Source organism: Pseudomonas sp. NPDC089758 (assembly GCF_044748705.1).
GTDB lineage: Bacteria > Pseudomonadota > Gammaproteobacteria > Pseudomonadales > Pseudomonadaceae > Aquipseudomonas > Aquipseudomonas putida_X.
In genome coordinates, this window is sequence record NZ_JBIVGN010000018.1 from 39166 (window position 1) to 64524 (window position 25359).

Here is a 25359-nt window from a genome sequence, read left to right on the forward strand (position 1 = left end):
CGGCTTGCGGCTTGCGGCTTGCGGCTTGCGGCTTGCGGCTTGCGGCTTGCGGCTTGCGGCTTGCGGCTTGCGGCTTGCGGCTTGCGGCTTGCGGCTTGCGGCTTTCAGCTAGCGTGCATATCCATTTGCCGGGGCGGCGCTGAATCACCTTTCCGCCCTTACGGCGGGTCCCTTTTTGTCTTGGCAAAAAGGAACCAAAAACCGCCCGCTCCCATCATCCGGCCCCTACGCTTCGCTCCGGGGTTCCCTCACTCCGGCCTTGCTCCCGGGAGGACCGCGCTCACGGCCCATCCATGGGCCGAAGCGCTTGACGGGCATCCATGCCCGTCACCTCCCTCCGCAAGACCTCCGTTCGGCCTCCTGAAGTCGCAATCTGCAGCGTCTGATCTACCGCGCACTGAAAAGCAAAGGCAAGAGCAAAAGCAAGGCAACGGCAACGGCAACGGCAACGGCAACGGCAACGGCAACGGCAACGGCAACGGCAACGGCAGGGAAATCGTGGCATGCGATAAGGGCTGCGATTGACGCAAACCCTGCCCCGTGCTCTCCTTGCACCTTACGTTCAGGTGCCCCCTTTGGGGGTGAAACGGGAAACCGGTGCGTCGCAGGCCCTCGATCAGGGCCGGACAATCCCGGTGCTGCCCCCGCAACGGTAAGCGAGCGAAGCGTCTAGACCACTGTGCCACGCCATCCGGCATGGGAAGGTGACGCTTTACCAGGAGCCCTGCTCCTCCTCGCAAGCCCGGAGACCGGCCTGGCGTCAATGAACACCCCGCGGTGGGCGGGCGCTGTCGCATTTCTCTGGGCCACCCAAGCCCGGGGCTGCCGCGCTTGCCTGTTGCTCAATAAGCACAATGCCCCACAAAGCAGAGGAACGCGTCATGCCCGTCACCAGCGCCAAACACGGTATCGCCACCCCCGTCACCCTCAGCCAGCGCGTGATCATCGCCACCGCTGCCAGCCTGTTGGGCCTGTGCCTGATCTACTTTGCCGGCTTCTCACACATCGAGGCGGTACACAACGCCGCCCACGACACCCGCCACAGCGCCGCATTCCCTTGCCACTGAGACCGCCCCATGATCAAGCGCATCGCCCGCACCGCAGGCTTCAGCGGCCTGCTCGCAGCCTTGTTGTTGACCCTGCTGCAAAGCTTCTGGGTCGCACCGCTGATTCTTGAGGCAGAAACCTATGAATCGGCAGCCCCCGCCGCCGAACACCACCACGATAGCCAGGCAACCGCCGGGCATGAACACGCCGCGGCGCACGAACACAGCGCAGAGGCGTGGTCACCAGAGGACGGCTGGCAACGCATCCTCTCCACCACCGGAGGCAACCTGGTCGTAGCCGTCGGCTTTGCCTTGATCCTTGCCGCGCTGTACAGCCTGCGCGAACCCAACCGCGTCACCACCGGCGCATTGTGGGGCCTGGCCGGCTTCGCCGTGTTCTGCCTGGCACCCACCTTGGGCCTGCCGCCAGAGCTACCAGGCACCGCCGCGGCCGACCTCGGCCAGCGCCAGAGCTGGTGGATTGGCACCGCCGCCGCAACCGCATTGGGGCTTGCTTTGCTGGTGTTCGCGCGTCATTGGCTGCTCAAGGCCTGCGGCGCCGTGTTGCTGGTAGTCCCGCACGTGATCGGCGCTCCGCAACCCGACGTTCACCAAAGCCTGGCCCCAGAAGCGCTGGAAACCCAATTCAAGATCGCGTCGTGGGTAACCAACGCTGCCTTCTGGTTGGCCCTGGGCCTGCTCAGCGCCTGGTTGTACCGCCGCTCCAGCCAGGCCTGATGGCAAGCCAATGCACACTGCCGGCGCTCTACGCCGGCTTTGGTTGCCGCCGGGGCTGCCCGGTGGAGGCCCTCGACGAACTGCTACACCAGGCACTGCATAGCCATGGGCTGACGCTGGCGGCGCTGCGAGGCATCGCCAGCATCACAGCGAAAGCGGACGAACCCGGCCTGCGACAACTCGCCGAACGTCACAACCTGCCCCTTTTGGTGTTCGCACCCTCGCAACTGCAGGCATACGAGCCACAACTGAGCCACCGCTCTGCGGTAGCATTCGCCCACAGCGGTTGCTGGGGCGTGGCGGAGAGCGCAGCCCTGGCCCTGGCCGCTCATGAATGTGGCAACGCCGCGCTCGTGGTCACGCGGCAAACCCTGGGCGGCGCTACCCTCGCCCTCGCCAGCGGCGGATAATTGTTTCACCATTCACCTGCAAGGATTTTCCATGACGGTCTACTTCATCGGCGCCGGCCCAGGCGACCCGGAATTGATCACGGTCAAAGGGCAGCGTCTGATTCGTCAGTGCCCAGTGATCATCTACGCCGGCTCGCTGGTGCCCGCTGCCGTGCTTGAAGGGCACCAGGCCCAGACCGTGATAAACAGCGCCGAACTGCACCTGGAGCAGATCGTTGCGGCCATGCACGCGGCCCATGAACAGGGCCAGGATGTCGCCCGCGTCCACAGTGGCGATCCCAGCTTGTATGGTGCCATCGGCGAACAGATCCGCCACCTGCGCGAGCTGGGCATCGACTACCAGATCATTCCGGGTGTAACCGCTACCGCCGCCAGTGCCGCTTTGCTGGGCTGCGAACTGACCCTGCCTGAGGTGGCGCAGACGGTCATCCTGACCCGCTACGGTGACAGCTCGCCCATGCCGGCAGGCGAACAACTGAGCGACCTGGCACGTCATGGCTGCACCTTGGCGATCCACCTCGGGGTGAAACATCTGGCACGAATCGTCCATGAGCTTGTTCCTCATTACGGCGCAGACTGCCCGGTGGCCGTGGTGCATCGGGCCACCTGGCCCGATCAGGACTGGGTACGGGGCACCCTCCACGATATCGTCGAGCAGGTAGCCGCGAAGGGTTTTCGTCGCACCGCGCTGATTCTCGTCGGGCATGTGCTGGGCGATGCGCCGTTCGCCGAATCCGCCCTGTACCGTGCCGCTCATGCGCACCTCTATCGCCAGGGCAGTTGAACATTGCCAAGCCGATCCCCGCCATAGCAGACTCCAGGCTCCATCCCGCGGACCGGAGTCGCCCCCATGCTGGAACTACGTCCCAATTGCGAATGCTGCAACGCCGATCTGCCGGGCGACAGCCCTGACGCGCTGATCTGCTCGTTCGAATGCACATTCTGCAAGCGCTGTGCACAAACCCACTTCCAGGGCCGCTGCCCCAACTGCTCAGGACAATTGGTCGCACGCCCCACCCGGGTCGGCACCGCCTTGAGCAACAACCCGCCTGCCACAGCGCGCGTGCTCAAGCCCCACGCCCGCTGTGGCTGAGTAACCTGCAGCCCCAAGCATCGTCGAAACATACCCCGGCGATGCTTGTTCTCAGACGATTTTGTAGGACTTTTCAACAAAGTCGTCCCCCTTACTCAACACATCTATACTCGCCATTACCAAGGAACCGGAATGGACGTATCGTGCTGCGCTGCAGAAAGACCTTGCAGACGTATTCCTGATTAGCCTTAGGAAACGGACCACATTCCGACAGGAGTTAGCCTCATGACAACCGTGCTGATCGTTGACGATCACTCTACCGTTCGATTTGCGCTGCGCATGCTGCTTGAGCGCGAGCGCTTCAAAGTTGTGGGTGAAGTCGACAACGGTAGCGAAGTGGCGCAGGTAGCACGCAACCTGCGCCCCGATGTGGTAGTGCTGGACATCGGGCTTCCCGGCCTCGACGGTATGGAAGTCATCAAACGCCTGCAGCAGCTTGAACACGCTCCCAGGATCATGGTCCTGACCGGGCAGGCCTCGGAACTGTACGTACGCCGCTGCCTGGACGCCGGTATCGGCGCTTTCGTAACCAAAGATGAAGATCTCGATGCCGTCGTCTTTGCCATGAAAGCCCTGGTCAAAGGGTACTCGACCTTCCCGCAGATGTCGGTGAACAGCAACACGCTGGACAGCGAGCAAGGGCGCCTGAGCAGCCTGTCGAATCGGGAGATGGAAGTGCTTCGGCGCCTGGCCCGTGGCGAGAACAACAAGAACATAGGCCATTGCATGAATCTCAGCGCCAAGACCATCAGCACTTACCGTGGGCGCATCATGGACAAGCTCAAGACAGAATCATTGGTAGAAATGGTCGACCTGGCCAAACGCAACAACGTCAACTAGGCGCATGATCGGCATGAGGTGCGTACTGCTGGCACTTTTGCTGGCCATTGGCATGGGTGGCTCGGCGCTCGCCACACCGGCAGATGTGGAAACGCGGCAGTTGTTGGCGCGTTCTGTCAGCACCGCTTCACCACTGCAACTCGATAGCCAGGACCGCCACTGGTTGCAGCAGCGCAAAGTCCTGCTGCTGGGCAGCTCGCGTCCCGATTACGCACCGTTCGAGATCAATATCAGCCCGACCGACTATGAGGGCTTGAGCGCAGATTATGCCGGGCTCATCTCCGAGCTTCTGGGAATACCGGTCGAGGTCAGGCGCTTTCCCAGCCGCCATGCCGCGATCGCAGCCTTGCGCGACGGCAAAATCGATTTGCTGGGCAGCTCCAACGGTTTCGAAGCGGCCGATGCCCAGTTGAGCCTGAGCCAGCCCTATGCAGACGATTTGCCAGTCATCGTGACCCGCGAAGGGCGCACCCTTAAAAACGACATGGACCTGAAAGACCTGCGCCTGGGCATGGTCGATCACTACCTGCCGAGTGAAACGGTCCGTGCGCTCTACCCCAACGCACAGTTGAGCCTCTATCGCTCGACCCTGGCTGGGCTGGCGGCGGTGGAAACGGGCGAGGTGGACGCCTATCTCGGGGATGCCATCAGCACTGACTTTCTGATTGGCAAAAGTTACCAGGGTACGGTGAAGATCGACCATTTCTGCCGTGGGCCAGCGGGCACCTTTTCCTTCGCCCTCGCCGATGACAACCCGCGCCTGCGCCGGCTCATCGACATGGCCCTGGCAAGAATCACAGAAAGCGAGCGTTTGAACATCCTGCGCCGCTGGACCAGTGGCAACACCAGCCTGTTGCTCGAACGCCATCTGTCAGCACTTACCGATGAGGAACAGGCGTGGATAGAGCAGAACCCCACCGTCAGCGTACTGGTCGACACCGCACTTGCGCCGCTGACCTTCAACGATGCCAAACAGCAACCCAGCGGGATTACCATCGACCTGCTCAAGCAGATCACCCTGCGCACCGGGCTGACATTCAAGCTCATCGAGCGCAACGCCGTGCAGACCATGATCGAGCAAGTGGCACGGGGCGAGGCGCAAATGATCGGGGCGCTGGGCTATGGTGCGCAGCGCCAGACGCAACTGCGCTACACCCGCCCCTATCTGGTCAGCCCGAGGGTTCTGGTCACACGCAGCCAGGCGCCCTGGCCGCCACAGTCACGAACTCTGGAAGGCCAACGTATCGCCCTGCTGCGAGGCTCTCCCCTGCGAGCAGAAGTGCAACGCCAGCACCCCAAGGCGGTAGTGGTGGAAGTGAACAACCCGCTGGGCCTGATGGAAGCCGTTGCCAACGGCGATGCTGACGTCGCCTACAGTAGCCATATCAACGCCAAGTACTACATTACCCATGTGTTCAAAGACCAGCTACGCATAGCCACTGTGCTGGGTGATGACCCGGCGACGGCGGCGTTCGCCGTGGCCCCTGACCAGCCGCAGTTGCAGGCCATTCTCGACAAGGCCCTGTTGAGCATTCCTCCCGAGGAACTCGACCAATTGATCAATCGCTGGCGTATCAGCACGGTGGTCAGCGATAGCCCATGGCGCAACTACCGGACACTGGCATTGCAGGTGCTGGTGCTCTCTGCACTGCTGCTGGCCGGCGTGGTGTTCTGGAACAGTTACCTGCGCAAGCTGATAAACCAGCGTACTGAGGCACAACGCGCGTTACAGGCGCAATTGACCCTGAGCCGCGGCCTGCTCGAACAATTGCGCCAGGCCAAGGACGATGCCGAGCGGGCCAGCCATACCAAAAGCACGTTCCTGGCAACCATGAGCCACGAGATCCGCACCCCGATGAACGCAGTCATCGGCTTGCTCGAGCTCGCGCTGGAAGATAGCCGCAAAGGCCACTGCGATGCTCAGGCCCTGCAGACCGCGCACGATTCGGCCGTGGGTTTGCTGGGTTTGATTGGCGACATCCTGGATATTTCCCGCATCGAATCTGGCCACATGACCCTGCAGCCTGAGGCCACCGACCTGGTCGAACTGGTACGCAGCACCGTGAGGGTCTTTGACGGCATTGCCCGCGTCAAGGGGCTGAGCCTGCACTGCTCGCTACCAGAAGGGCCCGCCTGGGTGTTGGCAGACGCCCTGAGGATCAAGCAGATTTTCTCCAACCTGTTGAGCAATGCGATCAAGTTCACCGACCGCGGGGAGGTTCACGTAAGCCTGGCCCTCGAGCGGCTAACCGCCGGCGACAGCGCGCACATCCAGTTGTGCGTGCGCGACACCGGCATCGGCATTGGCTCGGCAGACCAGGCTCGCCTGTTCAGCGCCTTTGCCCAGGCTGATGGCCCGCGGGCGCGGCAGGGAGCCGGGTTGGGGCTGGTGATCAGCCGCACGCTTGCCAACCTGATGGGCGGTACCCTTGACCTGCAAAGCGTCGAAGGCGTAGGCACCAAGGTATCGGTCGAGCTGCAACTGCCAACGTGCGAAGCACCCGCACCGGTAGAGCCCGCCGCACCTGGTCAAGGCGCTGAAAGCGGCCCTCTGAACATTCTGGTGGTGGATGACTACCCGGCCAACCTGCTGCTGCTGGAGAAGCAGCTCAATACATTGGGCCATCGAGTGACGGTGGCCGAAAATGGCCAAGCGGCCCTGGCCCTCTGGCAGGCTGAACGCTTCGACCTGGTCATCACCGACTGCAGCATGCCGATCATGGACGGCCATCAATTGGCACGCAGCATTCGCGCGCAGGAGCACGAACGGGGCCTGCCTGCCTGCACCATCCTTGGGGTCACCGCCAACGCCCAGACCCAAGAGCATGAGCGTTGCCTGGCCAGCGGCATGGACGACTGCCTGTTCAAACCGGTCGGGCTCAGTGCCCTGAAAGCCCATTTGCCGCAAGGCCAGGCCACTTCGACTACACCACAGCCGAAGGCAAGCGGCCTTAACCTGGACGAGTTGCACCACCTGACCCAGAACGATGATCAGCTTGTCCGGCGCCTGCTTCAGCAGCTTACGCAAAGCGCCAGCGAAGACCTCGCCGCGCTGCGCGGCCTGGGTAGTGAAGCGGACGGTGATGCGGTACGCGCTGTCGTACACCGTATCAAGGGCGGCGCCAAGATGGTCAAGGTGCGCGGCGTGGTCAAGGATTGCGAAGCGATCGAACAAGCCTTGGCGCAGGGCGTGCCCACCGAGGCCCTGTGCCTGCAACTGGAAACCAGCCTGCAAACCCTGCAGCGCGAACTGTCCGACGCGCTCAGTGCAATTGCAACGTCGAATTGATCTGGCTGATTGCATCGACCACGTGGCGCGACCCCTGCTGGATCTCCATGATCACGGTGCCTGCCTCGTTAGCCAGGGCAACCCCTCGTCCCGTGCGCGTCAGGCTCGATTGCATACTGGCCACAGCCGTGAGCGAAAGGTCATGGTTCTGCCGCACTACGTCGACGATCTCCAGAGTCGCCTTGCTGGTCCGGGCCGCCAGGCTGCGCACTTCGTCCGCCACCACGGCGAAACCCCGCCCATGTTCACCGGCACGGGCCGCCTCGATTGCAGCATTCAACGCCAGCAAGTTGGTCTGATCGGCAATGCCGCGAATGGTCAGCACAATCTGCCCGATGACGTCCGATTGCTTGCTGACGGCATCGATGCTGCGCGCCGCGTCGTTGAGCTCCGCAGAAATCTGCTCGATCACTTGCACGGTTTGCTGTACCACCTCGGTACCCTTGCGTGCACACGCGTCAGTCTGCACGGAACTGGCATGGGCCGCCTCAGCGGCGCTTTGCTGGGTGCTGACCTGCGCGGTGATGTCGCTGGCGAACTTGACCACCTTGTACAACCGCCCTTTGCTGTCGAAGATCGGGTTGTATGAGGCCTCCAGGTACACCGTCTGGCCCTGCTTGTTGACCCGCTCGAAACGATGGGAGTGATACTCACCACGGTTCAGCGACGCCCAGAAGTCGCGGTAGGCGGAGGATTCCCGTTCATGCGCCAGGCAGAACAGACCGTGATGGCGCCCCACCACCTCTTCCAGGCGGTAGCCCATCGTCGTCAGGAAATTCTCGTTAGCCTTGATCACCCGGCCCTGCGGCGTGAATTCCACCACCGCCATGGACCGACCGATGGCCTTGAGCAGGCTTTCGCTCTCGTGTTCATCCTTTATACGCTGGCTGATATCGGAAGCCACCTTGATCACACTGACCACCTGCTGACGCTCATCGAGCACCGGCATGTAGCTGGCCTCCAGCCAGACTTCACGGCCGGCCTTGTCGATACGCTCGAAGGTGCCGCTGATGGGCTTGCCCTCGCCCAACTCGCGCCACAGCTGCTGGTATTCGGCACTTTTGCTGTAGTCAGGGTCGCAGAACAAGCGGTGGTGCTTGCCGCGCAACTCGTCGACGCTGTAACCCATTGCCAGGCAGAACTGGGCATTGGCATCGAGAATGGTGCCATCGGGGCCAAACTCGATCATCGCCATTGAGCGGCTGATCGCCGCGAGTTTTGCCTGAGCTTGTGCCAAAGCCTGGCGAGCGCGCTGAATCTCGAGCAGATCTGACTTGCGATGGAAATCGAACATGGCGCCGGGTCCTTTATGCGCAGGGTTTTCTGAGCATAGATCGGCGCCCGACACGTGCAAGCAGACTGCTATCACTTAGTGATTAGTGTATTCGTTCAGCCCATGTACGACCGTCGCTCGCCCGCTCAGGAACTTTCGCGCACCATCAGTTCAAACCCCAGGTCCTGTTGCTCGGTAGCTACCCGCTTACCATCGAGCAACGCCAGCAGTGCCTGTGCCGCGCCCCGACCAACGGCGGCCCGCGGTGTGCGGATGGAGGTCAGGCGCGGGACCATGTGCGCCGAGGCCGGCAGGTCATTGAACCCAACCATGGCCACGCGCCCTGGAACGTCGATACCTTGGCGCAAGGCCTGCAGCACAGCCCCTTGGGCGAGGTCGTCGTTGCAGAAGAAAATGCCATCCACATCCGGTGCCTGCGCCAGCAACTGGCTGAACAGTTCGCTGCCCAGCGCAATGGAGGAAGGCTGCGGCGACAGCACCTCCAGTTCGGTTGCGTGCACGCCCGCTTCAGTCAGCGCCTGGCGGAACCCTTCGGCACGCTGCATCACCCGTGGGTCAAGTTGCGCGGCGATGAATGCCAGGCGCCGCCGGCCCCGCTCGAGCAGGTGCCTGGCAGCAGCCCGGCCAGCCTGTTGCTGCGAGAACCCTACCGACAACATGCCTGACGGCCCCCCCAGCTCCATCATGTGTACGCAAGGCACGCCGCTGGCAGCCAACATCTGCCGGGAAGCCTCGCTACGCTCGAAACCGGTGAGCAGGATGCCGCATGGTTGGTACGCCAGGTAATTGCGGATCAGGTTTTCTTCTTCGTCGATATCGTAGTGATAGTTGCCGATCAGCACCTCGAGCCCGCGAGGGCGCATCACTTCGTGAATGGCCTCCAGCGTGTCGATGAACAGCTGGTTGGACAGCGACGGAATGAGCACGACCACCGACTGGCTGCGTGCAGAAGCCAACGCCCGGGCAGCGGGGTTGGCGATGTAGCCCAGGCTCGCTGCCGCGGCCACCACTTTTTCCACCAGAGCCGGAGCCACGGTGCTGACACCGCGCAAGGCGCGGGAAGCTGTGATAGGGGAAACCCCGGAAAGCCTGGCCACTTCTGCCAGAGTGGGTCGACCGGTAGTGCGGGAGCCTGATCGCGACATGAGTGTTGTAATTTTACTACTTGCAAGGGAGGGGAACGGCCACTAAGGTAGCGCTGTCTCAGGACGCAGGCAATGTAATCTTTGGTGGTGGCTACTACACGCCTTCTGCCAAGCGTCCATACTGCGTAACGACAAGATCAACAACATCGGGGAGCTAGTGTTTCGTCATCAACGAGACAGCGCTATCTCACCCCGCAGGAGGTACTGATGAATTCTCCCCTGTCCGCCATCGTGGTGATGGGCGTGGCCGGTTGCGGCAAAAGCTGCGTCGGCGCTGCCATTGCCGCCAGAAGTGGCGGCCGCCTGATCGAAGGCGACGCGTTCCATCCTGCCGAAAACATCCGCAAGATGAGCGCGGGCACGCCATTGAACGACGACGACCGCGCCGGTTGGCTGGTGCGCCTGGGCCAAGAGTTGCAAGCCACGGTCCAGGCGGGCGAACGTCCGATCCTGACCTGCTCGGCACTCAAGCGCCGTTACCGCGACACCTTGCGCCAGGCCATGCCGGAGCTGGTCTTCGTGTTTCTTGAACTCACCCCTGCAGAAGCCGAGAAGCGCGTGCTCGCTCGCCCCGGCCATTTCATGCCGGCGAGCTTGATCGATAGCCAGTTCGCTGCCCTTGAGCCCCCCCATGGCGAGCCCCTGACCCTTCCCCTCGATGCCACGCAGCCAATCGATGCGCTGGCCGAGACGGTAGACACTTGGCTAAAGCCCTGCGGTGAGCGGGACCTGGCGCGGACCGCTTGAACCTGGCGGTTTTCCCGGCTCACCAAAGACAGCGCTGTCCCGACGCCTGAAAGCGTCGAGAGTTCAATTTCAAGCAACGCCAAAAACAACGATAAGACCGAGGCATTAAAACCATGTTCGGACTGGCTACAGATACCTTCCTGCTGCTCGACGCCCTGGTAACCATCGTCGGGCTGATCCTGCTGATCACCCATTTCAAAGTCCACCCCTTCGTCGCCCTGACTATCGCCGCCGGTTTCCTCGGCCTGACCTCCGGTATGCCGGTGGCCAAGGTCATGAAGTCGTTCCAGGACGGGTTCGGTGGCGTACTGGGCTTTGTCGGCATCGTCCTCGCCTTGGGCACCATGCTCGGCAAGCTGATGGCCGACTCCGGTGGCGCCGACCAGATCGCACAAACCCTCATTCGCGCCTTCGGCAAGAAGAACGTGCATTGGGCCATGATGTTTGCCGCATTCCTGGTCGGCATCCCGCTGTTCTTCGAAATCGGCTTCGTGCTGCTGATTCCCCTGGTGTTCATCGTTGCCAGGCGCTCCGGCGTATCGCTGATCAAGATCGGCATCCCGCTACTGGCCGGGCTTTCGGTGGTGCACGGCCTGGTGCCGCCGCACCCGGGCCCACTGTTGGCGATCGGCATTTTCAACGCCGACATCGGCAAGACCATCTTCTATGGCTTGTTGGTAGCACTGCCCACGGCGATCATCGCCGGCCCGCTGTACGGCAACTTCATCTCCCGCTACATCCCCGGCAATCCGTCACAGGAACTGATGGATCAGATCGCCAAGGAGTCGGACCAGGGTAACCTGCCGAGCTTCAGCGTCACCCTGATCACCGTGCTGCTGCCGGTTGTGCTGATGCTGCTCAAGACGTTCGCTGACGTCGTGCTGCCGGCCGAGCACATCGTGCGCCAGTGGATGGACCTGATCGGTCACCCGATCACCGCCCTGCTCGCTGCGCTGCTGCTGGCCTTCTACACCTTCGGCTCGGCCCGCGGCTTCAACCGCCAGCAGATCATGAAGATGCTCGACCAGAGCCTGGCGCCCACAGCTGCCATCGTGCTGATCGTCGGTGCAGGCGGCGGTTTCAAGCAGATGCTGGTCGATACCGGTGTCGGCAACGTGATCGGCCAGATGGCGGTACAGGCAGAAATTTCCCCGATCATGCTGGCATGGCTGGTTGCTGCGGTCATCCGTATCGCCACCGGGTCGGCGACGGTCGCCACCATCACCGGCGCAGGCATCGTTGCCCCGGTCATCGACCTAGTGCCCGGCGTCAACCGTGAACTGCTGGTGCTGGCCACCGGTGCCGGTTCGCTCATTCTGTCCCATGTCAACGACGCAGGCTTCTGGCTGGTCAAACAGTACTTCAACATGACCGTGGCCGAGACCTTCAAGACCTGGAGCATGATGGAGACCATCCTGTCGGTGGTCGGCATCATCTTCATCATGATGCTTTCAACGGTGGTGTGACCGCTTATCGGGGCAATGGCACCTTGGCGTTTTGTGTAGGGCCCAACCGAAGTACGTGCCCTACCTTCGCAAAGGAGCCTGCCCATGATGCGCACTAGCCTGTTACTCGCTGCCCTGCTCGCCTCCCCCCTGGCCCTGGCGGTCGGCGCCGGGCCGACCCATCCTGATGATCCGCACACCCCGGCACCCCAGCCGGGCGTGGACAGCACCCTTCACCCGATCGAGAACCCCGTGCCGCGCGATACCGATCCGCGAATACAGGGCAGCGACCCTGAAAGCCCGCCTGCCATGCAGAATGAAAACCGCGATTTGCCTGGTATGGAGGGCAGTGGGTCGGAAGGCACAGGTGGCCAAGGTAGCAATGGATCGAACGGCGGTCAGCGCTGATCCGTACCGCTGTCGTCGCGGGTCTCTCGCGACGAGGGCGGAATCGGCAACCCACGACCACCGCTCCAAATCCCCTACCACTGGCGCTTTTCAGGCCGTGTCAGCCCCAGTTTTTCGATCTTGTAACGCAGCATGTCCCGCGACAGCCCCAGCAACCGCGCCGATTTGGTCACGTTCCAATCGGTGCGGTCCAGCGTCCTGCACACCAAATCCCGTTCCATGTCCGGCAAGCTGGTTCCAGGCTCAGGCTCATGGCGCGGCATCTCGTATACGGTGGCAGTCGGCTGTGTGAGCGGCTCATCGACCAAGCTCAGGCACAGGTTCAACTGGTGCGCTTGCACCACTTCATTGGGTGCCAACAACACCGTCTGCTCCAGCATGTTGCGCAACTCGCGCACGTTGCCCGGCCAGCTGTAACCGAGCATCAAATTCTCAGCCTCGGGGCTGAAGCGCAGATTGGGTTTGCCGTAACGACGCCCGTGATGGGCGAGGAAATGCCGCGCCAACAGCAGGATGTCCTGCCCCCGCGCGTGCAGCCGCGGTACTTTCAGGGCGATGATGCGCAGCCGGAAGAACAGGTCCCTGCGAAACTTGCCCTGCTGCACCATCTGTTCGAGGTTGCAGTTGGTGGCGCTGATCACCCGCAGGTCAACCTTGCGTTCCTTGACCGCACCTATGCGTCGAATGCTGCGATCCTCCAGCAGTTTCAGCAGCTTGGCCTGTAGCACCAGGTCCATCTCGCCGATCTCATCGAGAAACAGCGTGCCGCCGTCTGCGGCCTCCACCAGCCCTACACGACGTTCCTTGGCGTCAGTGAAGGCGCCCTTCTCATGCCCGAACAACTCCGCCTCAAGCAGGTTGGCCGGGATCGAGGCACAGTTGAATTCGATGAACGGCCCCTTGCTGCGTGAGCCATCGAAATGCAGGGCACGCGCAACCAGTTCCTTACCGGTACCGGTCTCGCCTTCGACCAGCACCGGCGGCAGGTCGTCATTAGCCATGCGCCGTTCAGCATCGAGCACCTGGCGCAGCGTATGCTTGAGGGTGAGCATCACCGGCGAGTCACCAATCAGCGCCTGCAGCCCGGACTTCTGCGCCTCGCGCTCCTGGTAGAACGACAGCGTGCGCTCCATGCGCTCGGTGGCCAAGGCCTTTTCCAGCGTCAGCTTGAGCTCGGCGAGCACCACAGGCTTGGTCAGGTAATGGAACGCCCCCTCTTTCATCGCCTGCACGGCGTCCTCGACGTTACCGTAGCCCGTCATCATGATGACCTTGAGCTCCGGCATCTGCGCCACCAGCGTGCGCAGCAGGTCATGCCCATTCATACCAGGCAGCGAGTTGTCGGTGAGTACGGCGTCGGGCTGAAACCGCTTGAGCTGCTCCAGCGCGAGCTCCGCACTGTTACACACCGTCACCTCGAAACCCTTCAGGTTCAAATAGGTGCGAATGTTGTTGGCAAGGATTTCATCATCCTCGACTACCAGGATGCTGTGCTCCATGTTCCCCTCCCGCTGCGATATTGAAAGTGAGGCTGACGCGGGTTCCTTCCTCTTCACGGCTGCTCAGGCTGACCGAGCCGCCAAAACGCTCCATGATGCGCTGAACCAGCGCCAGGCCTACACCGAGGCCGCCCTGCTTGGTGGTGAAAAACGGTTTGAAGACCATGCGTTGCTGCTGCGTGCTCATGCCCTTGCCCGTGTCACTGAGCACCAATGCTGCGCGGCGTCCGTCCTGGGTGCTGACGCTGGCCCGCAACTCGCCGCCCATTGGCATGGCTTCGATGGCATTGGAAAACAAACTGTTGAGGATCTGCGTCAATTGCAGAGGCTGGCTGGCCACCCACAGTGCCTGGGGCCCGTCGAAGGAAAAGTGGATGCCGTTACGCTCGATCTGCTGGGCAAACGCCAGGCGGGTATCCTTGATGGCGGCTACCAGGTCCACGGCCTCGGGCATATCGCTGGTCGGGCGCAATGACACCAGCAGCTCGCGCACCCAGCGCGACATGCGATCCACCTGGCTGATGATGTCGACGATATTCTGCTGCGCCTGCGGATTGGCGATTTCCTGTGCCAACTCGGCACTGGAGCGGATATTGGCCAATGGGTTGCGCAGGCTGTGGGCCACCGCCGAGGACATTTCGCCAAGGGCCACATAGGTTTCACTCGCCACCAGCCGATCCTGTTGCTGATGCAGCATTGAGGCTGCGCGACGCACGATCCAGAACAGGCCAAAGTAGATCAAGGCCCCGCCCACCAGGGTCGAGGCCCAGATCAGCACATAACCGCGCTGAATACGTCGAATCAGGTCCTGTGGCTCTTTGTAGATCTCGACCATAGACAGCACCTGCTGACCCTGGCTGTCGAACAAGGGGATGTAGTTTTCGATGAACAGGTAGTTGGGCTCACGCTCGAACTTCTGCTCCTCGCGATGCTCTTCGACTTTGTGGTAGCTGGCAGAGACCGCCTTGCGCGAGCGGAAGGCGTGGTCCAGGTCGCCATCAGCCTCGATGCGCTTGCCCACCAGTTCAGGGTTGGTGGACCAGACGATGGTGCGGTCACGGGCATAGACATTGGCCAGCAGCGTATCCGGAAGGTGCTCGACATGATCGAGGAACTCGACCCGGGTCGCCATGGCCAGCTGCGGGCTGACCTGCAGATGCTGCTGGTCCAGGCGCGGATCGAGCAGTTCACCCAGGGTGGTGCCGGGTGGCAATTGCGAATGGCGCACTTCGGCCTGGGCCATGGCCTGGATGAACTGGGCGGTGAGCATGGCATCTCGCTCCACGCTATCGCGGACCACGAAGCGGGTCGATACATAGCCCAGGCCAACTGCTACCGAGGTGATGATCAGCAAGCTGATCACGGAAAACCAGCGCAGCAGATTGAATTCTCGAAGCGGCGCACCCAGGCCACTGCCGGGTTGGGCGACGGTTTTGTCGGGAACATCGGTTTCCAGCGTCTGCATCGCGTCGTTCCCGAGCAAGGATTCCGTTCAGAAGGCTGTCACCAGCATCTCTACCGTGCGTAGCTAATTGATATCACTTCGCCACACCTGCTGCAGCCGCCATTTATCGCGTAGGTCTTGCTGCAAAAAATCAGCCACGGGCAAAAAAAAAATATAAAACCTCTACAATCAGCCACTTATGAACGGCATTTAATTTGGTTTCTAGACTGAGCCCCCACTTTTGGGTCACCTTACCCATAAAGACATAAATAACTTACAGATCATGGGCTTACCTTCAGTTAATCATGTGACTTATTAGGTTTTGGCAAGCCGAAAATGAAGTGAAACCTGAGTGCCAAGGCCTTCGCGGCTAGTCAATCGAACCGACCCACCGAACCGCTCCATGATCCGTCTGACCAGTACCAACCCAACCCCGAGCCCGCCTTGTTTGGTTGAGAAGAAGGGCTTGAACGCCATGCGCTGCTGCTTTTCATTCATGCCTTTTCCGGTGTCGGCCAGGCGCAGGGTAACGCTGCGCCTGTCCTGCTTCACCACCTCGATACGCAGCCGTCCGCCCTGCTCCATCGACTCCAGAGCATTGGCGATCAGGCTGTTGAAAATCTGCCCGAGCAATTCCGGCTGCCCGAGCACCTGTACTGCCGGAAGCGGCTTCAAGTCCAGGGTCACGCCACTGCGTGCCAGCGGTATGGCAAAGGTCTGCAAGCTGTCCTGCAAAACTTCCGGCAGGTCCACCGGTATGGCCTTGTCATCCAGCGGTCGCAGCGACTGCAGCAACTGGCGGATCCACTGGGACATGCGGTCAACCTGGCTGATGATCTCGTTGATGTTGCGCTGCGCCGGCCCCTCGTCGAACACCTGAGCCAGCTCGGCGCTGGAGCGGATGCTGGCCAGCGGGTTGCGAAGGCTGTGGGCCACGGCCGAGGACACCTCGCCAAGCGCAACGTAGGTTTCATTGCTGATCAGCCGTTTCTGCTGTACCGCCATCAACCGGGCGGCGCGGCGCATGATGCCGTACAGGCCGATGTAGACCACCCCGGCGCCCACCGTGATGGCCAGCCAGATGAGCACAAGGCCATGCTCGATGCGCACGATCAGGTCATGGGGTTCCTTGTATATCTCCACCATCGCCACCACGTGCTCGCCTTCTGCATCGAACAGCGGAATGTAGTTCTCGATGAACAACTGCTCAGGCGGGGTGACGAACTTTTGTTCGGAGCGGGCCTCTTCGAAGCCGTGGTAACTGGCCGAAACCCGCATTTTATGCTCGAACGCCCGATCCAGGTCCTCATCGCCCTGAATCAGCTTGCCCGTCAGCGCCGGATTGCTCGACCAGATCACGGTGCGGTCCGGGGCGTAGATGTTGGCCAGCAGCATGTCTGGCAAGTGTGCGATGTGGTCGAGGAATTCGCCGCGGGCCCTGCGCCGCGCCACGGGGTCTACGCCTGGCAAAGGGTCCAGGTCTGTACGCGGGTCCAGCAGCTCACCCATGGTGCGCACATTGGGGATCGCCACATGTCGCACTTCGGCGTCAGCGATCGAGGTAATGAACTGTGCGGTGAGCAGCGCGTCACGCTCGACGCTTTCGTGGATGATGAAACGGCTGGAGATCAACCCCAGGCCTGCGGCCACGGAGAGGATGATGGCCAAGCTGACCCAGGCGTACCAACGCAGAAGGTTGAACGGCTTGCGCGGTGTGCCGGCGTCAGGGCTGGCGGGTGACTCGAGTGGGTCGGAACGGGAGGCGATGTCCATGGCGGCTACCACTGCTGAGCACCTTTGAAAGGTTATAGCCCAGAGTTGGGGAATCCATGACATTGATTTGCGCAAGGCCGATGCAAGGCTGCCTGCCAGCAGGTGCCCATCACAACGGCGAGTCCACTGCCAGCCCCTGTAACTTGCGGTATTCGCGCAGCACATTGGGCACATACCGCCGGGTTTCGGCGAAGGGCGGCACCGCTCCACGTCGGCGCACAGCGTCCGGGCCAGCATTGTAGGCGGCGACGGCCAGGGTGATGTCGTTGTCGAACAGGTTGAGCATGCGTTTGAGGTAGCGGGCCCCACCCTGCACGTTGTCCTCCGGGTCAAGCACATCCTCGACCCCCATTTCCTTCGCCGTACCCGGCATCAACTGCATGAGCCCTACTGCCCCGGCCGCCGAGCGGGCCTTCGGGTTGTACCCTGATTCTGCCTTGATCAACGCATGCAGCAGTGCCTGTGGAACGTTGTGCATGCGCGCCGCCGCCGCCACCAAGTCAGCGTAGGGGCGCCCGGTGATCAATTGCGCATTGGCCGGGCCAGCCTGAGCAACCGGTTCGCGAATCACCCGTTCATAGTTGCGCCCGGGCCGGTGGACGTTGGTCAGCACGTAACCGCCCTTGCCATCGATGGCAATGTACACATCAGCCTGTGCGCTGGCCCCTGCCAGCCAGATCAATCCCAGGATAATCCCACGCATGTCGGTCGCCTCCCCACCGTGCCCCCGATATGGGGGAAATACCCCGGAAAACCCGGGCTTTTCTGCTACGACGCAAGCAATGTGCCGCTTGCCATGGCGCATGGCGCAAGGCCCCGAGGCAGACGTGCACGGCTGTTGCATGGCGCATGAAAACCCGAAAGGGCATGTCCCCATGCAGGAGGGCTTCACCATGCAGCGCAAACCCAAACGCCAATGTGGCTTCACCCTGCTCGAACTGCTGGTAGTGCTGGTGGTGCTCGGCTTGTTGGCCGGTATCGTCGCGCCCAAATACTTCAGCCAGTTGGGCCGTTCCGAGGCCAAGGTGGCACGGGCGCAGATCGAAGGGCTGGGCAAGGCCCTGGACCTGTATCGCCTGGAAGTCGGCCACTACCCCAACAGTGAGCAAGGCCTGCAGGCGTTGGTTGCCGCCCCCAGTGGCGAGGCCCGCTGGTCAGGCCCTTACCTGCAGAAAGCGATCCCACAGGACCCGTGGGGCCGTGCCTACATCTACCGCCAGCCAGGCGAAAACGGCGGCGAGTATGACTTGCTGTCCATGGGCAAGGATGGCCAGCCCGGTGGCGACGGTGAAAACGCCGAAATTACCAGTTGGCAATGAGGAGCAAGGCCATGCGCTATAGCCTGAAGGCCCTGGGTAGAGAGGGCGTGGTTCAATTGGACATCGATGCCGAGGATGCCGAACAGGCTCGGCGCAAGGTGCAAGACCAGGGGCTGCGGGTGGTCAGCGTGCGCAGCCAGGGTAGCGTACTGGGGCGCCTGCCATGGCGCCGCCAGGCCGCATTCGACCTGTTACTCTTCAGTCAGGAGCTGACCACGCTGCTACATGCCGGCCTGCCCTTGATCGATGCCCTGGAAAGCCTTGCGGAAAAAGCCCCCACCGCGGCAAGCCGTAAAGTGCTGGCGGCGCTGGTTGGCCAGCTGTACGAAGGCCGCTCGCTGTCCCAGGCTCTGGGCCAGCAGCCGCGGGTATTCCCGCCGTTGTACGTGGCGTTGGTCCAGTCCAGCGAGCGCACCGGAGCGCTGGGTGACGCCCTGCACCGCTATATCGCATACCGGCAGCGCCTGGATCTGGTCCGGCAAAAACTGGTTGGGGCTTCGGTCTACCCGCTGCTGCTGCTACTGGTGGGCGGTGGCGTGGTGCTGTTCCTGCTCGGCTACGTGGTGCCACGCTTCAGCCTGGTGTTCGAGGGCATGGGCAGCGAACTGCCCTGGCTCTCGCGCATGCTGATGCAGATCGGCCTGTTCCTGCATGCTCAGCAACTGCCCCTGGCCCTGGCCACAGCAAGTGGCATCGGCGCGCTGGTGCTGCTACGCAATAACCCCCTGCTGCGGCGTTGGACGTCACGCCAGGTTCGGCGAATGCCAGCCCTGCATCAGCGCCTGATGATGTATGAATTGGCGCGCTTCTATCGCTCGCTGGGCATTCTGCTGCAAGGCGGCATACCCATCCTGACGGCCATGGGCATGGCCCGTGGGCTGTTGGGCAGCGCTGCAGCGCAAGGTTTGGAGCGGGCCTGCTGCGGGGTGGGTGAAGGGCTGCCGTTGTCGCAAGCGCTGGAAGCCGGGCAGTTGGTCACGCCTGTGTCGCTACGCCTGCTGCGAGCGGGCGAGCAATCCGGCAATCTGGGCGAGATGCTTGAACGCTGCGCAGATTTCCATGACCAGGAGATAGGCCGCTGGGTGGAGTGGTTCGTGAAGCTGTTCGAACCGCTGCTGATGACCTTCATCGGGTTGCTTATCGGGGTGATCGTTATTCTGATGTACATGCCAATCTTCGAGCTGGCGTCGAGCATCCACTAGCCGGCACCGCCTGCCACGACACCGGCTTGCCGACGCGCGAGGGCAAGGCCGGTGCCCTCTGGCACGGTGCGGGCCTGAGGGGTGGCCCGGGCGCTCAATAGTCGAACCGGTCCACCGCCCGCCGCCGCTCGTTGTCATCACGCCGGTCATAGCTGGCAGTGGTCTGGATGTTGGCGTGATGCGCCAGCTTCTGCGCAATCGACAGGTCGTGCTCTTCGATCACCCGGGTGATGAACGCCCGGCGAAAATCATGCGGCATGATCTTCACCCCCACCTGCGCCCCGCGCTGACGGGCAATGTAGTAGATCGCATGCTTGGTGATGCGCGCGCGGGTAATGTGGTTGCCACGGCGGATGCGATTGAACAGGAAGGGATCGTCCGACGCGCCCGCTGGCAGCGACTGCCGGCGCAGTTCAAGCCAGGCCTGCAATTTTGCGAAGGCCCAGGGCGGCGCATACTTGATCAGTTGCCGGTTGCCTTTGCCCAACACCTGCAGGCTGCGTGCCTCGAAGTCCACTTGTTCCAGGTCGATATCCACCGACTCCGACTTGCGCATGCCGGTGCCATACAGCAGTGCAATGATCGCTGCATCACGAACGCCCTGCGGGCGCGGGTCGGCGTCGCACACCTCCATCAGCTCGCGGATCAGGCTACGGCGAAGGTTGCGCCCCGGCGGCAGGCGGCTACCGGTGGCCGGCTTGACCTCACGGATGCGCAGCAACTGCTCATGATCGATCAGGCCCTGGCGCCAGGCTTCATTCATCACGCCACGTATTGCATTGACATAAAGTGACGAACTATTGGGCGCATAGCCATCGGTGCGCAGCGCTGCGACCAGGCCGATCACGTGCCCTGGCTCAAGCTTGTGCCAGGGTATATCGACGAGGTTGCAGTCAGCGAAGCCCAGCCGGTCAGCAGCGTCCTGCAGGATGTAGCGCATGGTTTGCTGGCTGGAAGGCGCCAACCGGGCAAGGTACTGCAAGAGTGGATTTTGCGAGAGGTCGGACAAAACTTGAATCCTGTAGCGAAGCCCGGAGCGCCATCGAGCGCTCCAGGCGTAAAGCGGCCTGCGCCATTTCCTTGAAGTTCAGGGGCTTGGACACTGGCATGAGCTGAAATGGTATCCCATGGACTATCGTGGTAGCCATGACTCCCTGTCGATGAGGCACCATGGCACTGCACCGACTGACCCGTACCCACCCCCGCCTGAGCTTCGCTGCGCTGATCGGCATCCTTGGTGCGTGGCTGATTCCTGCCAGCGACATCGTGCAACGCATCCTCGCTGGCTGGAACCTGGGGGTCTGGCTTTATTTGCTGCTGGTGCTTTGGCTGACCTGGCGAGCAACGCCCGAGAAGGTTCGCGAGGTGGCTCAGGTCGAAGACGAAAACGCCGGGGTGGTGCTGTTCACCGTGTGCATTGCCGCCATCGCCAGCCTTGCGGCGGTCACCCTGCAACTGGTCTCAAGCCGCGGTCTGCAGGGCAGTGAGCAAGCCCTGCACTACCTCTACACCGGTTTGACCGTGGCGGGCTCCTGGCTGCTCATCGGGTGTATCTTCACGCTGCACTATGCCCGGCTGTTCTACAACAGCGCGCCGCAGGCACCCGCGTTGCGTTTCGCCGACGGTGAACGCAACCCCGACTACTGGGACTTCCACTACTTCTCGTTCACCATCAGCGTCGCCGTACAAACCTCCGACATCGGCGTAGCCAGCCGGGGTATGCGCAGGGTGGTGCTGGCACATTCACTGGTAGGCTTCGTGTTCAACACGGCAATCCTCGGCTTTACCATCAATATCGCTGCCGGCCTGCTCGGCTAGTATGCGCCGGGCGCAAGCGCCGATCCGGCCACACACCATTTGCAGTTGCTCGGCTGCCAGCACCAGCCCCATGCGCACATGCCCCGCCGCGCTGGGCCCGAAAGCATCGCCCGGCAGCAGTGAAACGCCCTCCTCTATCAAAAGCCGCTGGGCGAAGGCCTGGGCACTCAGCCCGGTTTCGCGGATATCAAGCATCACGAACATGCCCCCCGCCGGCCGGTGGGCACGTACCCCAGGGCAATCGGCCAAGGCCTTGCACACCAGGTCGCGCCGCTCGCGGTAGGCCTTGCGCATCTGTTGTACCGCGAGCAAGTCATGCTCCAACGCCACGCAAGCCCCCTGCATGACAAACTCTGGCAAGCCAAACAACATGGTCATGGCCAGGTTGGTCAGGTGGGTGATCAGCGCCGGGGGGCCGACCACCCACCCCACGCGCCAGCCGCTCATCGCGTGCGACTTGGACACGCTGTCAATGATCACGCAGCGCTCGCGCATGCCGGGCAGTTGCGCAGGGGCAACCGCTTCGCCGTCGTACAGCAGGCCACTGTAGACCTGATCGCACACCAGCCACAGATCATGGTCGCGACACAGCTGCGCAAGCTGCAGCATGTCCTGCGGGGAGATGGCGCAGCCGGTCGGATTGTGCGGGGTGTTCAGCAGCAGCCCGCGGGTACGCGGGGTTATCGCTTGCGCCACGGCGCGTGGGTCGAGCCGAAAGCCCTGCTCCGGGCTTACGGCCACCTGCACCGGCCGAGCCCCGCAAGCGCCGAATACACCGTGGTAGGTGACATACATGGGCTCAGCGACGATCACCTCGTCCCCTGGCCCGAACAGGCATTGGCAGACGGCATATAGAGCACATTGCGCACCAGCGAGCACCATCACTTGCTCGACACTGACCTCGGGGCCGGTGCGGCGTGCAATCGCCTGGCGCAGGGCCAGGCTGCCACGCACATCGCTGTAGTGAGTGTCGCCGCGCCGCAAGCTGCTGACCGCAGCGTCCACGATGGCCTTCGGCGTGTCGAAGTCAGGATCGCCCACCGACAGCAGGAAAATCTCGCGCCCTTCGCGACGCAGGGCTTGCGCCTGATAGTGGATGTCCCAGGCAGCAGCGGTTTCACCGGCGATGCGTTGAGTGAGCCTCGAATAGCGCATGACTGTCTCCTTGTCTGCCCAGCTCGCACCGCTCGTCCGAAAACGAAGTGTGCCGAATGGAGTTAAAAGTAGCAGAACCCTTAGCCACCTCTGGCACCGCCTGCCAACGAAAACGTTTGCTTGGCTATTTGCCGCCAAACGGCGAACACCCGCTGTTTGTGACGAGGGTCAAGGGTCAGTGCATTTGGCGTATTTTCGGCAGAACAACGGGCCGTGGGGTGCTATCTTTAGTTTCCCGGCGGCCGCGCGCGGCTCCCCCATCACCCGCCCAGAAGGGCAAGGAGGCTGGCATGAACAAGATGACGTTCCCCAACGCCTGCCAGGTGATGCGCTGGCACTTCCACCCTCTGGGCTTCGAGGCCACCATGGATGCGCCACGCAGCATGATCGCGCGCCTGTTCGACCGTGCCACGGGCGAAACGTTGCTGGCGATCGCCGGCATCCCCTGCACGGCGATCATGGCAGCAGCGGACGTCGAACGCATCATTGAGGCTGTAGAAGCTGAAATGGATGCCTTCGTACCGGTTTTCGCCCTGCGTGACGCCGGCTAGGCGACCGCCTCCGGCGTTTGCTGCAACACCTGCAATGTCCCCATGAACTGCTCGGCCGGCACCGGCTGCCCCAGCAGGTAACCCTGCAGCGAATCACAGCCCAGGCGCGTCAGGAAATCCTGCTGGCCGCCGGTTTCCACCCCTTCGGCAACGATGCGCAAGCCCAACGCCTGGCCCAACGCCACGATGGCCGAGACAATGGCTGCGTCGTCGCTATCCTGCTCAAGGTCGCGGACAAAGCCGCGGTCAATCTTCAGCTCGTTGGCGGGTAAGCGTTTGAGGTACATCAGGCTCGAGTAGCCGGTACCAAAGTCGTCGATGGACAGGTCCACCCCCATGTCGGACAGCCGCTGCAGCACCGCCAGGCTGGCATCGGCATCATGCATGGCAGTGGTTTCGGTGATCTCGAGGGTCAGGCTGTTGGCTGGCAGGTCATTGTCACGCAGGGCGCGGGCAACGCTGTCAACCAGGCCGGCATGACAAAACTGGATCGCGGACAGGTTGACTGCCATGCGCCAGTTTTCATGCCCTTGGTCAAGCCATTGGCGCATCTGCCGGCACGCCTCGTCCAGTACCCATTCGCCAATCGGGATGATCAGGCCGGTTTTTTCCGCCAGGCCAATGAAACGATCCGGCAGCAACAGACCGTGCTGCGGGTGCTGCCAGCGCAACAGGGCCTCTGCGCCGATCGCCTGGCAAGCCCGCGCAGCGAACTTAGGCTGGTAGTGCAGGCGGAACTGGCGTTGCTCCAAAGCCATGCGCAGGTCCTGCAGCAGTTGCAACTGCTGGCGGGCATTGCTGTTCATGGAAATGTCGAAGAAGCTGTAGCCATTCTTGCCGGCGCTCTTGGCGTGATACATGGCAGCATCCGCATTGCGCAGCAACTCCAGCTGGTCTTGGCCATTACCCGGATACAGGGCAATGCCCACGCTCGCCGTCAATTGCAAGTCATGCTCGGCCACGCGGAACGCCCGTGATATCAGGTTCACCTGTTTGACTGCCACATCCATGGCATCTGCAGGCTCCTGCAGTGCCACCAGCAGCACGAATTCATCGCCGCCAATGCGTGCCAGCGTATCCTGGCTGTGCAAGTGGCCGCGCAAGCGTGCGGCCACTGCCTTGAGCAGCAGGTCGCCCACATGATGACCAAATGCATCATTGACCGGCTTGAAGCCGTCCAGGTCGATGAACATCAGCGCAAAGCAACCGCCCTGCTCCGCCACCTTGCCGATCGCCTGCTCGATACGGTCGGAAAGCAGCGTGCGGTTGGGCAGGCCGGTCAGCGTGTCATGCAGCGCCAGCTGGGTCAGTTCCTGGTTGGCGAGGGTCAGCGACCGCGCAAGCTCTGCTGTGCGTGCCTCCAGGCGCGCATCGAGTACCGAGGTCAGCAACGCCACTGCGAGCACCGCCAGGGTAGTGATAAGCACCAGATAGACCAGTCCATCCCCTTGCAACCCGTCTGCCAGGGCGCCGCAGAAACTGCCCTTCTGGAAGTTGGCTGCGGCCATGCCGGTGTAATGCATGCCAACGATGGCAATGCCCATCAGCACAGCCGCCAGCCCTCGGATCTGGCGCACGTAAGGGGTATGCTGGCGCAGCCGGAAAGCGATCCACAGTGCCGCTGCCGATGCGCCCACTGCGATCGCCAGAGAGGCGCCGAACAGCGTCGGATCGTAGTCGATGCCGGGTAACATACGCAGCGCTGCCATGCCGGTGTAATGCATGCAACTGATGCCGGCGCCCATGATAAGCGCGCCAAACGCCAGTTGCAGCCACGGCAGGCTCGGTTGGCTCACCAGCCACAAGGCAAACCCCGAGGAGAGCACGGCGATCAACAATGAGAATGCTGTCAGGCCAACGTCATAGCCCAGATCGATCGGCAGGCTGAAGGCGAGCATGCCGATGAAGTGCATCGACCAGACGCCGATCCCCATCGCCAACGCCCCACCGCCCATCCAGATGAGCACCGCCCTGCCTCGAGCGGTAGCGATGCGGCCGGTAAGGTCCAGGGCGGTATAGGAGGCCAGGATGGCCACGCACAGTGAGATCAGCACCAGCGAAGAAGAGTAACTACCGGTCAGCATTGAGAGTTCCAGCGGCGGGACAAGGGGGGGCCCGAAAAAGCTGACGATTGTACTCAAGC

General features: G+C 62.3%; 23 protein-coding genes, 1 pseudogene and 1 riboswitch. Of the genes and pseudogenes, 14 read left to right on the forward strand and 10 right to left on the reverse strand.

Going from position 1 to position 25359, the window contains the following annotated elements; all coding sequences use genetic code 11:
- Positions 1-547 precede the first annotated feature (547 nt).
- Positions 548-773, forward strand: a riboswitch (cobalamin riboswitch).
- A 108-nt stretch (positions 774-881) separates the two neighbouring features.
- The 7 genes from ACIPZH_RS21495 (at position 882) to ACIPZH_RS21525 (ending at position 7416) form a co-directional block, all read left to right on the forward strand.
- A complete protein-coding gene (locus ACIPZH_RS21495) occupies positions 882-1067 on the forward strand; it encodes a CbtB-domain containing protein (RefSeq protein WP_400637751.1) in 186 nt (61 codons plus the stop codon).
- A gap of 9 nt (positions 1068-1076) precedes the next feature.
- Complete coding sequence (locus ACIPZH_RS21500) at positions 1077-1784, forward strand: CbtA family protein (RefSeq protein ID WP_400629052.1); 708 nt, start codon at positions 1077-1079, stop codon at positions 1782-1784.
- A gap of 17 nt (positions 1785-1801) precedes the next feature.
- Positions 1802-2194 (forward strand): cobalamin biosynthesis protein, encoded by a 393-nt coding sequence (locus tag ACIPZH_RS21505; protein ID WP_400637807.1) that lies wholly within the window; start codon positions 1802-1804, stop codon positions 2192-2194.
- A gap of 31 nt (positions 2195-2225) precedes the next feature.
- Positions 2226-2978 (forward strand): precorrin-4 C(11)-methyltransferase, encoded by a 753-nt coding sequence (gene cobM / locus ACIPZH_RS21510; RefSeq protein ID WP_400637753.1) that lies wholly within the window; start codon positions 2226-2228, stop codon positions 2976-2978.
- 66 nt (positions 2979-3044) lie between these two features.
- Positions 3045-3287 carry a DUF1272 domain-containing protein gene (locus ACIPZH_RS21515; RefSeq protein ID WP_400637754.1) on the forward strand — a complete coding sequence of 81 codons (243 nt, stop codon included), beginning with the start codon at positions 3045-3047 and terminating at the stop codon, positions 3285-3287.
- Between the two features lie 225 nt (positions 3288-3512).
- Entirely contained in the window at positions 3513-4127 is a 615-nt protein-coding gene (locus ACIPZH_RS21520; RefSeq protein ID WP_241803542.1) for a response regulator transcription factor, read from the forward strand.
- Between the two features lie 13 nt (positions 4128-4140).
- On the forward strand, positions 4141-7416 hold the full coding sequence (locus tag ACIPZH_RS21525) for a transporter substrate-binding domain-containing protein (RefSeq protein ID WP_400637755.1): 3276 nt from the start codon (positions 4141-4143) through the stop codon (positions 7414-7416).
- Here the strand turns inward: ACIPZH_RS21525 and ACIPZH_RS21530 are convergent.
- The 3 genes and pseudogenes from ACIPZH_RS21530 to ACIPZH_RS21540 all read right to left on the reverse strand — a co-directional run bounded on the left by ACIPZH_RS21530 (position 7391) and on the right by ACIPZH_RS21540 (position 9855).
- The gene (locus tag ACIPZH_RS21530) at positions 7391-7885 is read right to left on the reverse strand and encodes a methyl-accepting chemotaxis protein (RefSeq protein WP_400637809.1); all 495 of its coding nucleotides are present in this window, start codon (positions 7883-7885) and stop codon (positions 7391-7393) included. The two genes, ACIPZH_RS21525 and ACIPZH_RS21530, sit on opposite strands and share 26 nt — an antisense overlap.
- A gap of 42 nt (positions 7886-7927) precedes the next feature.
- Positions 7928-8710 (reverse strand): annotated as a pseudogene (locus tag ACIPZH_RS21535) (PAS domain-containing protein); the annotation flags it as partial.
- Positions 8711-8835: 125 nt separating this feature from the next.
- Positions 8836-9855 (reverse strand): LacI family DNA-binding transcriptional regulator, encoded by a 1020-nt coding sequence (locus tag ACIPZH_RS21540; protein WP_267816179.1) that lies wholly within the window; start codon positions 9853-9855, stop codon positions 8836-8838.
- 207 nt (positions 9856-10062) lie between these two features.
- On the opposite strand from ACIPZH_RS21540, the gene ACIPZH_RS21545 reads away from it, so the two are divergent.
- The 3 genes from ACIPZH_RS21545 (at position 10063) to ACIPZH_RS21555 (ending at position 12455) form a co-directional block, all read left to right on the forward strand.
- A complete protein-coding gene (locus tag ACIPZH_RS21545; protein ID WP_241803546.1) occupies positions 10063-10602 on the forward strand; it encodes a gluconokinase in 540 nt (179 codons plus the stop codon).
- A gap of 113 nt (positions 10603-10715) precedes the next feature.
- On the forward strand, positions 10716-12068 hold the full coding sequence (locus ACIPZH_RS21550) for a GntP family permease (protein WP_241803547.1): 1353 nt from the start codon (positions 10716-10718) through the stop codon (positions 12066-12068).
- A gap of 84 nt (positions 12069-12152) precedes the next feature.
- Positions 12153-12455, forward strand: a complete 303-nt coding sequence (locus ACIPZH_RS21555; RefSeq protein ID WP_400637757.1) for a hypothetical protein — start codon at positions 12153-12155, stop codon at positions 12453-12455.
- Positions 12456-12529: 74 nt separating this feature from the next.
- Here ACIPZH_RS21555 and ACIPZH_RS21560 read toward each other — a convergent pair whose 3' ends face one another.
- The 4 genes from ACIPZH_RS21560 to ACIPZH_RS21575 all read right to left on the reverse strand — a co-directional run bounded on the left by ACIPZH_RS21560 (position 12530) and on the right by ACIPZH_RS21575 (position 17874).
- The gene (locus ACIPZH_RS21560) at positions 12530-13954 is read right to left on the reverse strand and encodes a sigma-54 dependent transcriptional regulator (RefSeq protein WP_241803549.1); all 1425 of its coding nucleotides are present in this window, start codon (positions 13952-13954) and stop codon (positions 12530-12532) included.
- Positions 13923-15419 carry a sensor histidine kinase gene (locus ACIPZH_RS21565; RefSeq protein WP_400637758.1) on the reverse strand — a complete coding sequence of 499 codons (1497 nt, stop codon included), beginning with the start codon at positions 15417-15419 and terminating at the stop codon, positions 13923-13925. Before ACIPZH_RS21565 ends, ACIPZH_RS21560 begins: the two co-directional genes overlap by 32 nt.
- A gap of 294 nt (positions 15420-15713) precedes the next feature.
- The gene (locus ACIPZH_RS21570; RefSeq protein ID WP_400637759.1) at positions 15714-17171 is read right to left on the reverse strand and encodes a sensor histidine kinase; all 1458 of its coding nucleotides are present in this window, start codon (positions 17169-17171) and stop codon (positions 15714-15716) included.
- A 109-nt stretch (positions 17172-17280) separates the two neighbouring features.
- Positions 17281-17874: a lytic transglycosylase domain-containing protein gene (locus ACIPZH_RS21575; protein WP_241803552.1), complete on the reverse strand. Its 594-nt coding sequence runs from the start codon at positions 17872-17874 to the stop codon at positions 17281-17283.
- 190 nt (positions 17875-18064) lie between these two features.
- Here ACIPZH_RS21575 and gspG point away from each other — a divergent pair, with 190 nt between their 5' ends.
- Positions 18065-18490 (forward strand): type II secretion system major pseudopilin GspG, encoded by a 426-nt coding sequence (gene gspG / locus ACIPZH_RS21580; protein WP_267816193.1) that lies wholly within the window; start codon positions 18065-18067, stop codon positions 18488-18490.
- Between the two features lie 11 nt (positions 18491-18501).
- Positions 18502-19692: a type II secretion system F family protein gene (locus ACIPZH_RS21585; RefSeq protein WP_400637760.1), complete on the forward strand. Its 1191-nt coding sequence runs from the start codon at positions 18502-18504 to the stop codon at positions 19690-19692.
- A 94-nt stretch (positions 19693-19786) separates the two neighbouring features.
- Here ACIPZH_RS21585 and xerC read toward each other — a convergent pair whose 3' ends face one another.
- Complete coding sequence (xerC, locus tag ACIPZH_RS21590) at positions 19787-20701, reverse strand: tyrosine recombinase XerC (protein WP_241803554.1); 915 nt, start codon at positions 20699-20701, stop codon at positions 19787-19789.
- Positions 20702-20862: 161 nt separating this feature from the next.
- Between xerC and ACIPZH_RS21595 the strand changes: the two genes are divergently transcribed.
- Positions 20863-21510, forward strand: a complete 648-nt coding sequence (locus tag ACIPZH_RS21595; protein WP_267816199.1) for a DUF1345 domain-containing protein — start codon at positions 20863-20865, stop codon at positions 21508-21510.
- Here ACIPZH_RS21595 and ACIPZH_RS21600 read toward each other — a convergent pair.
- The gene (locus tag ACIPZH_RS21600; RefSeq protein WP_400637761.1) at positions 21436-22665 is read right to left on the reverse strand and encodes a pyridoxal phosphate-dependent aminotransferase; all 1230 of its coding nucleotides are present in this window, start codon (positions 22663-22665) and stop codon (positions 21436-21438) included. The genes ACIPZH_RS21595 and ACIPZH_RS21600 overlap by 75 nt on opposite strands.
- 290 nt (positions 22666-22955) lie before the next feature.
- Between ACIPZH_RS21600 and ACIPZH_RS21605 the strand changes: the two genes are divergently transcribed.
- Positions 22956-23216: a DUF1652 domain-containing protein gene (locus tag ACIPZH_RS21605; protein WP_241803557.1), complete on the forward strand. Its 261-nt coding sequence runs from the start codon at positions 22956-22958 to the stop codon at positions 23214-23216.
- On the opposite strand, the gene ACIPZH_RS21610 is transcribed toward ACIPZH_RS21605, so the two are convergent.
- On the reverse strand, positions 23213-25300 hold the full coding sequence (locus ACIPZH_RS21610) for a putative bifunctional diguanylate cyclase/phosphodiesterase (RefSeq protein ID WP_400637762.1): 2088 nt from the start codon (positions 25298-25300) through the stop codon (positions 23213-23215). The genes ACIPZH_RS21605 and ACIPZH_RS21610 overlap by 4 nt on opposite strands.
- Positions 25301-25359 lie beyond the last annotated feature (59 nt).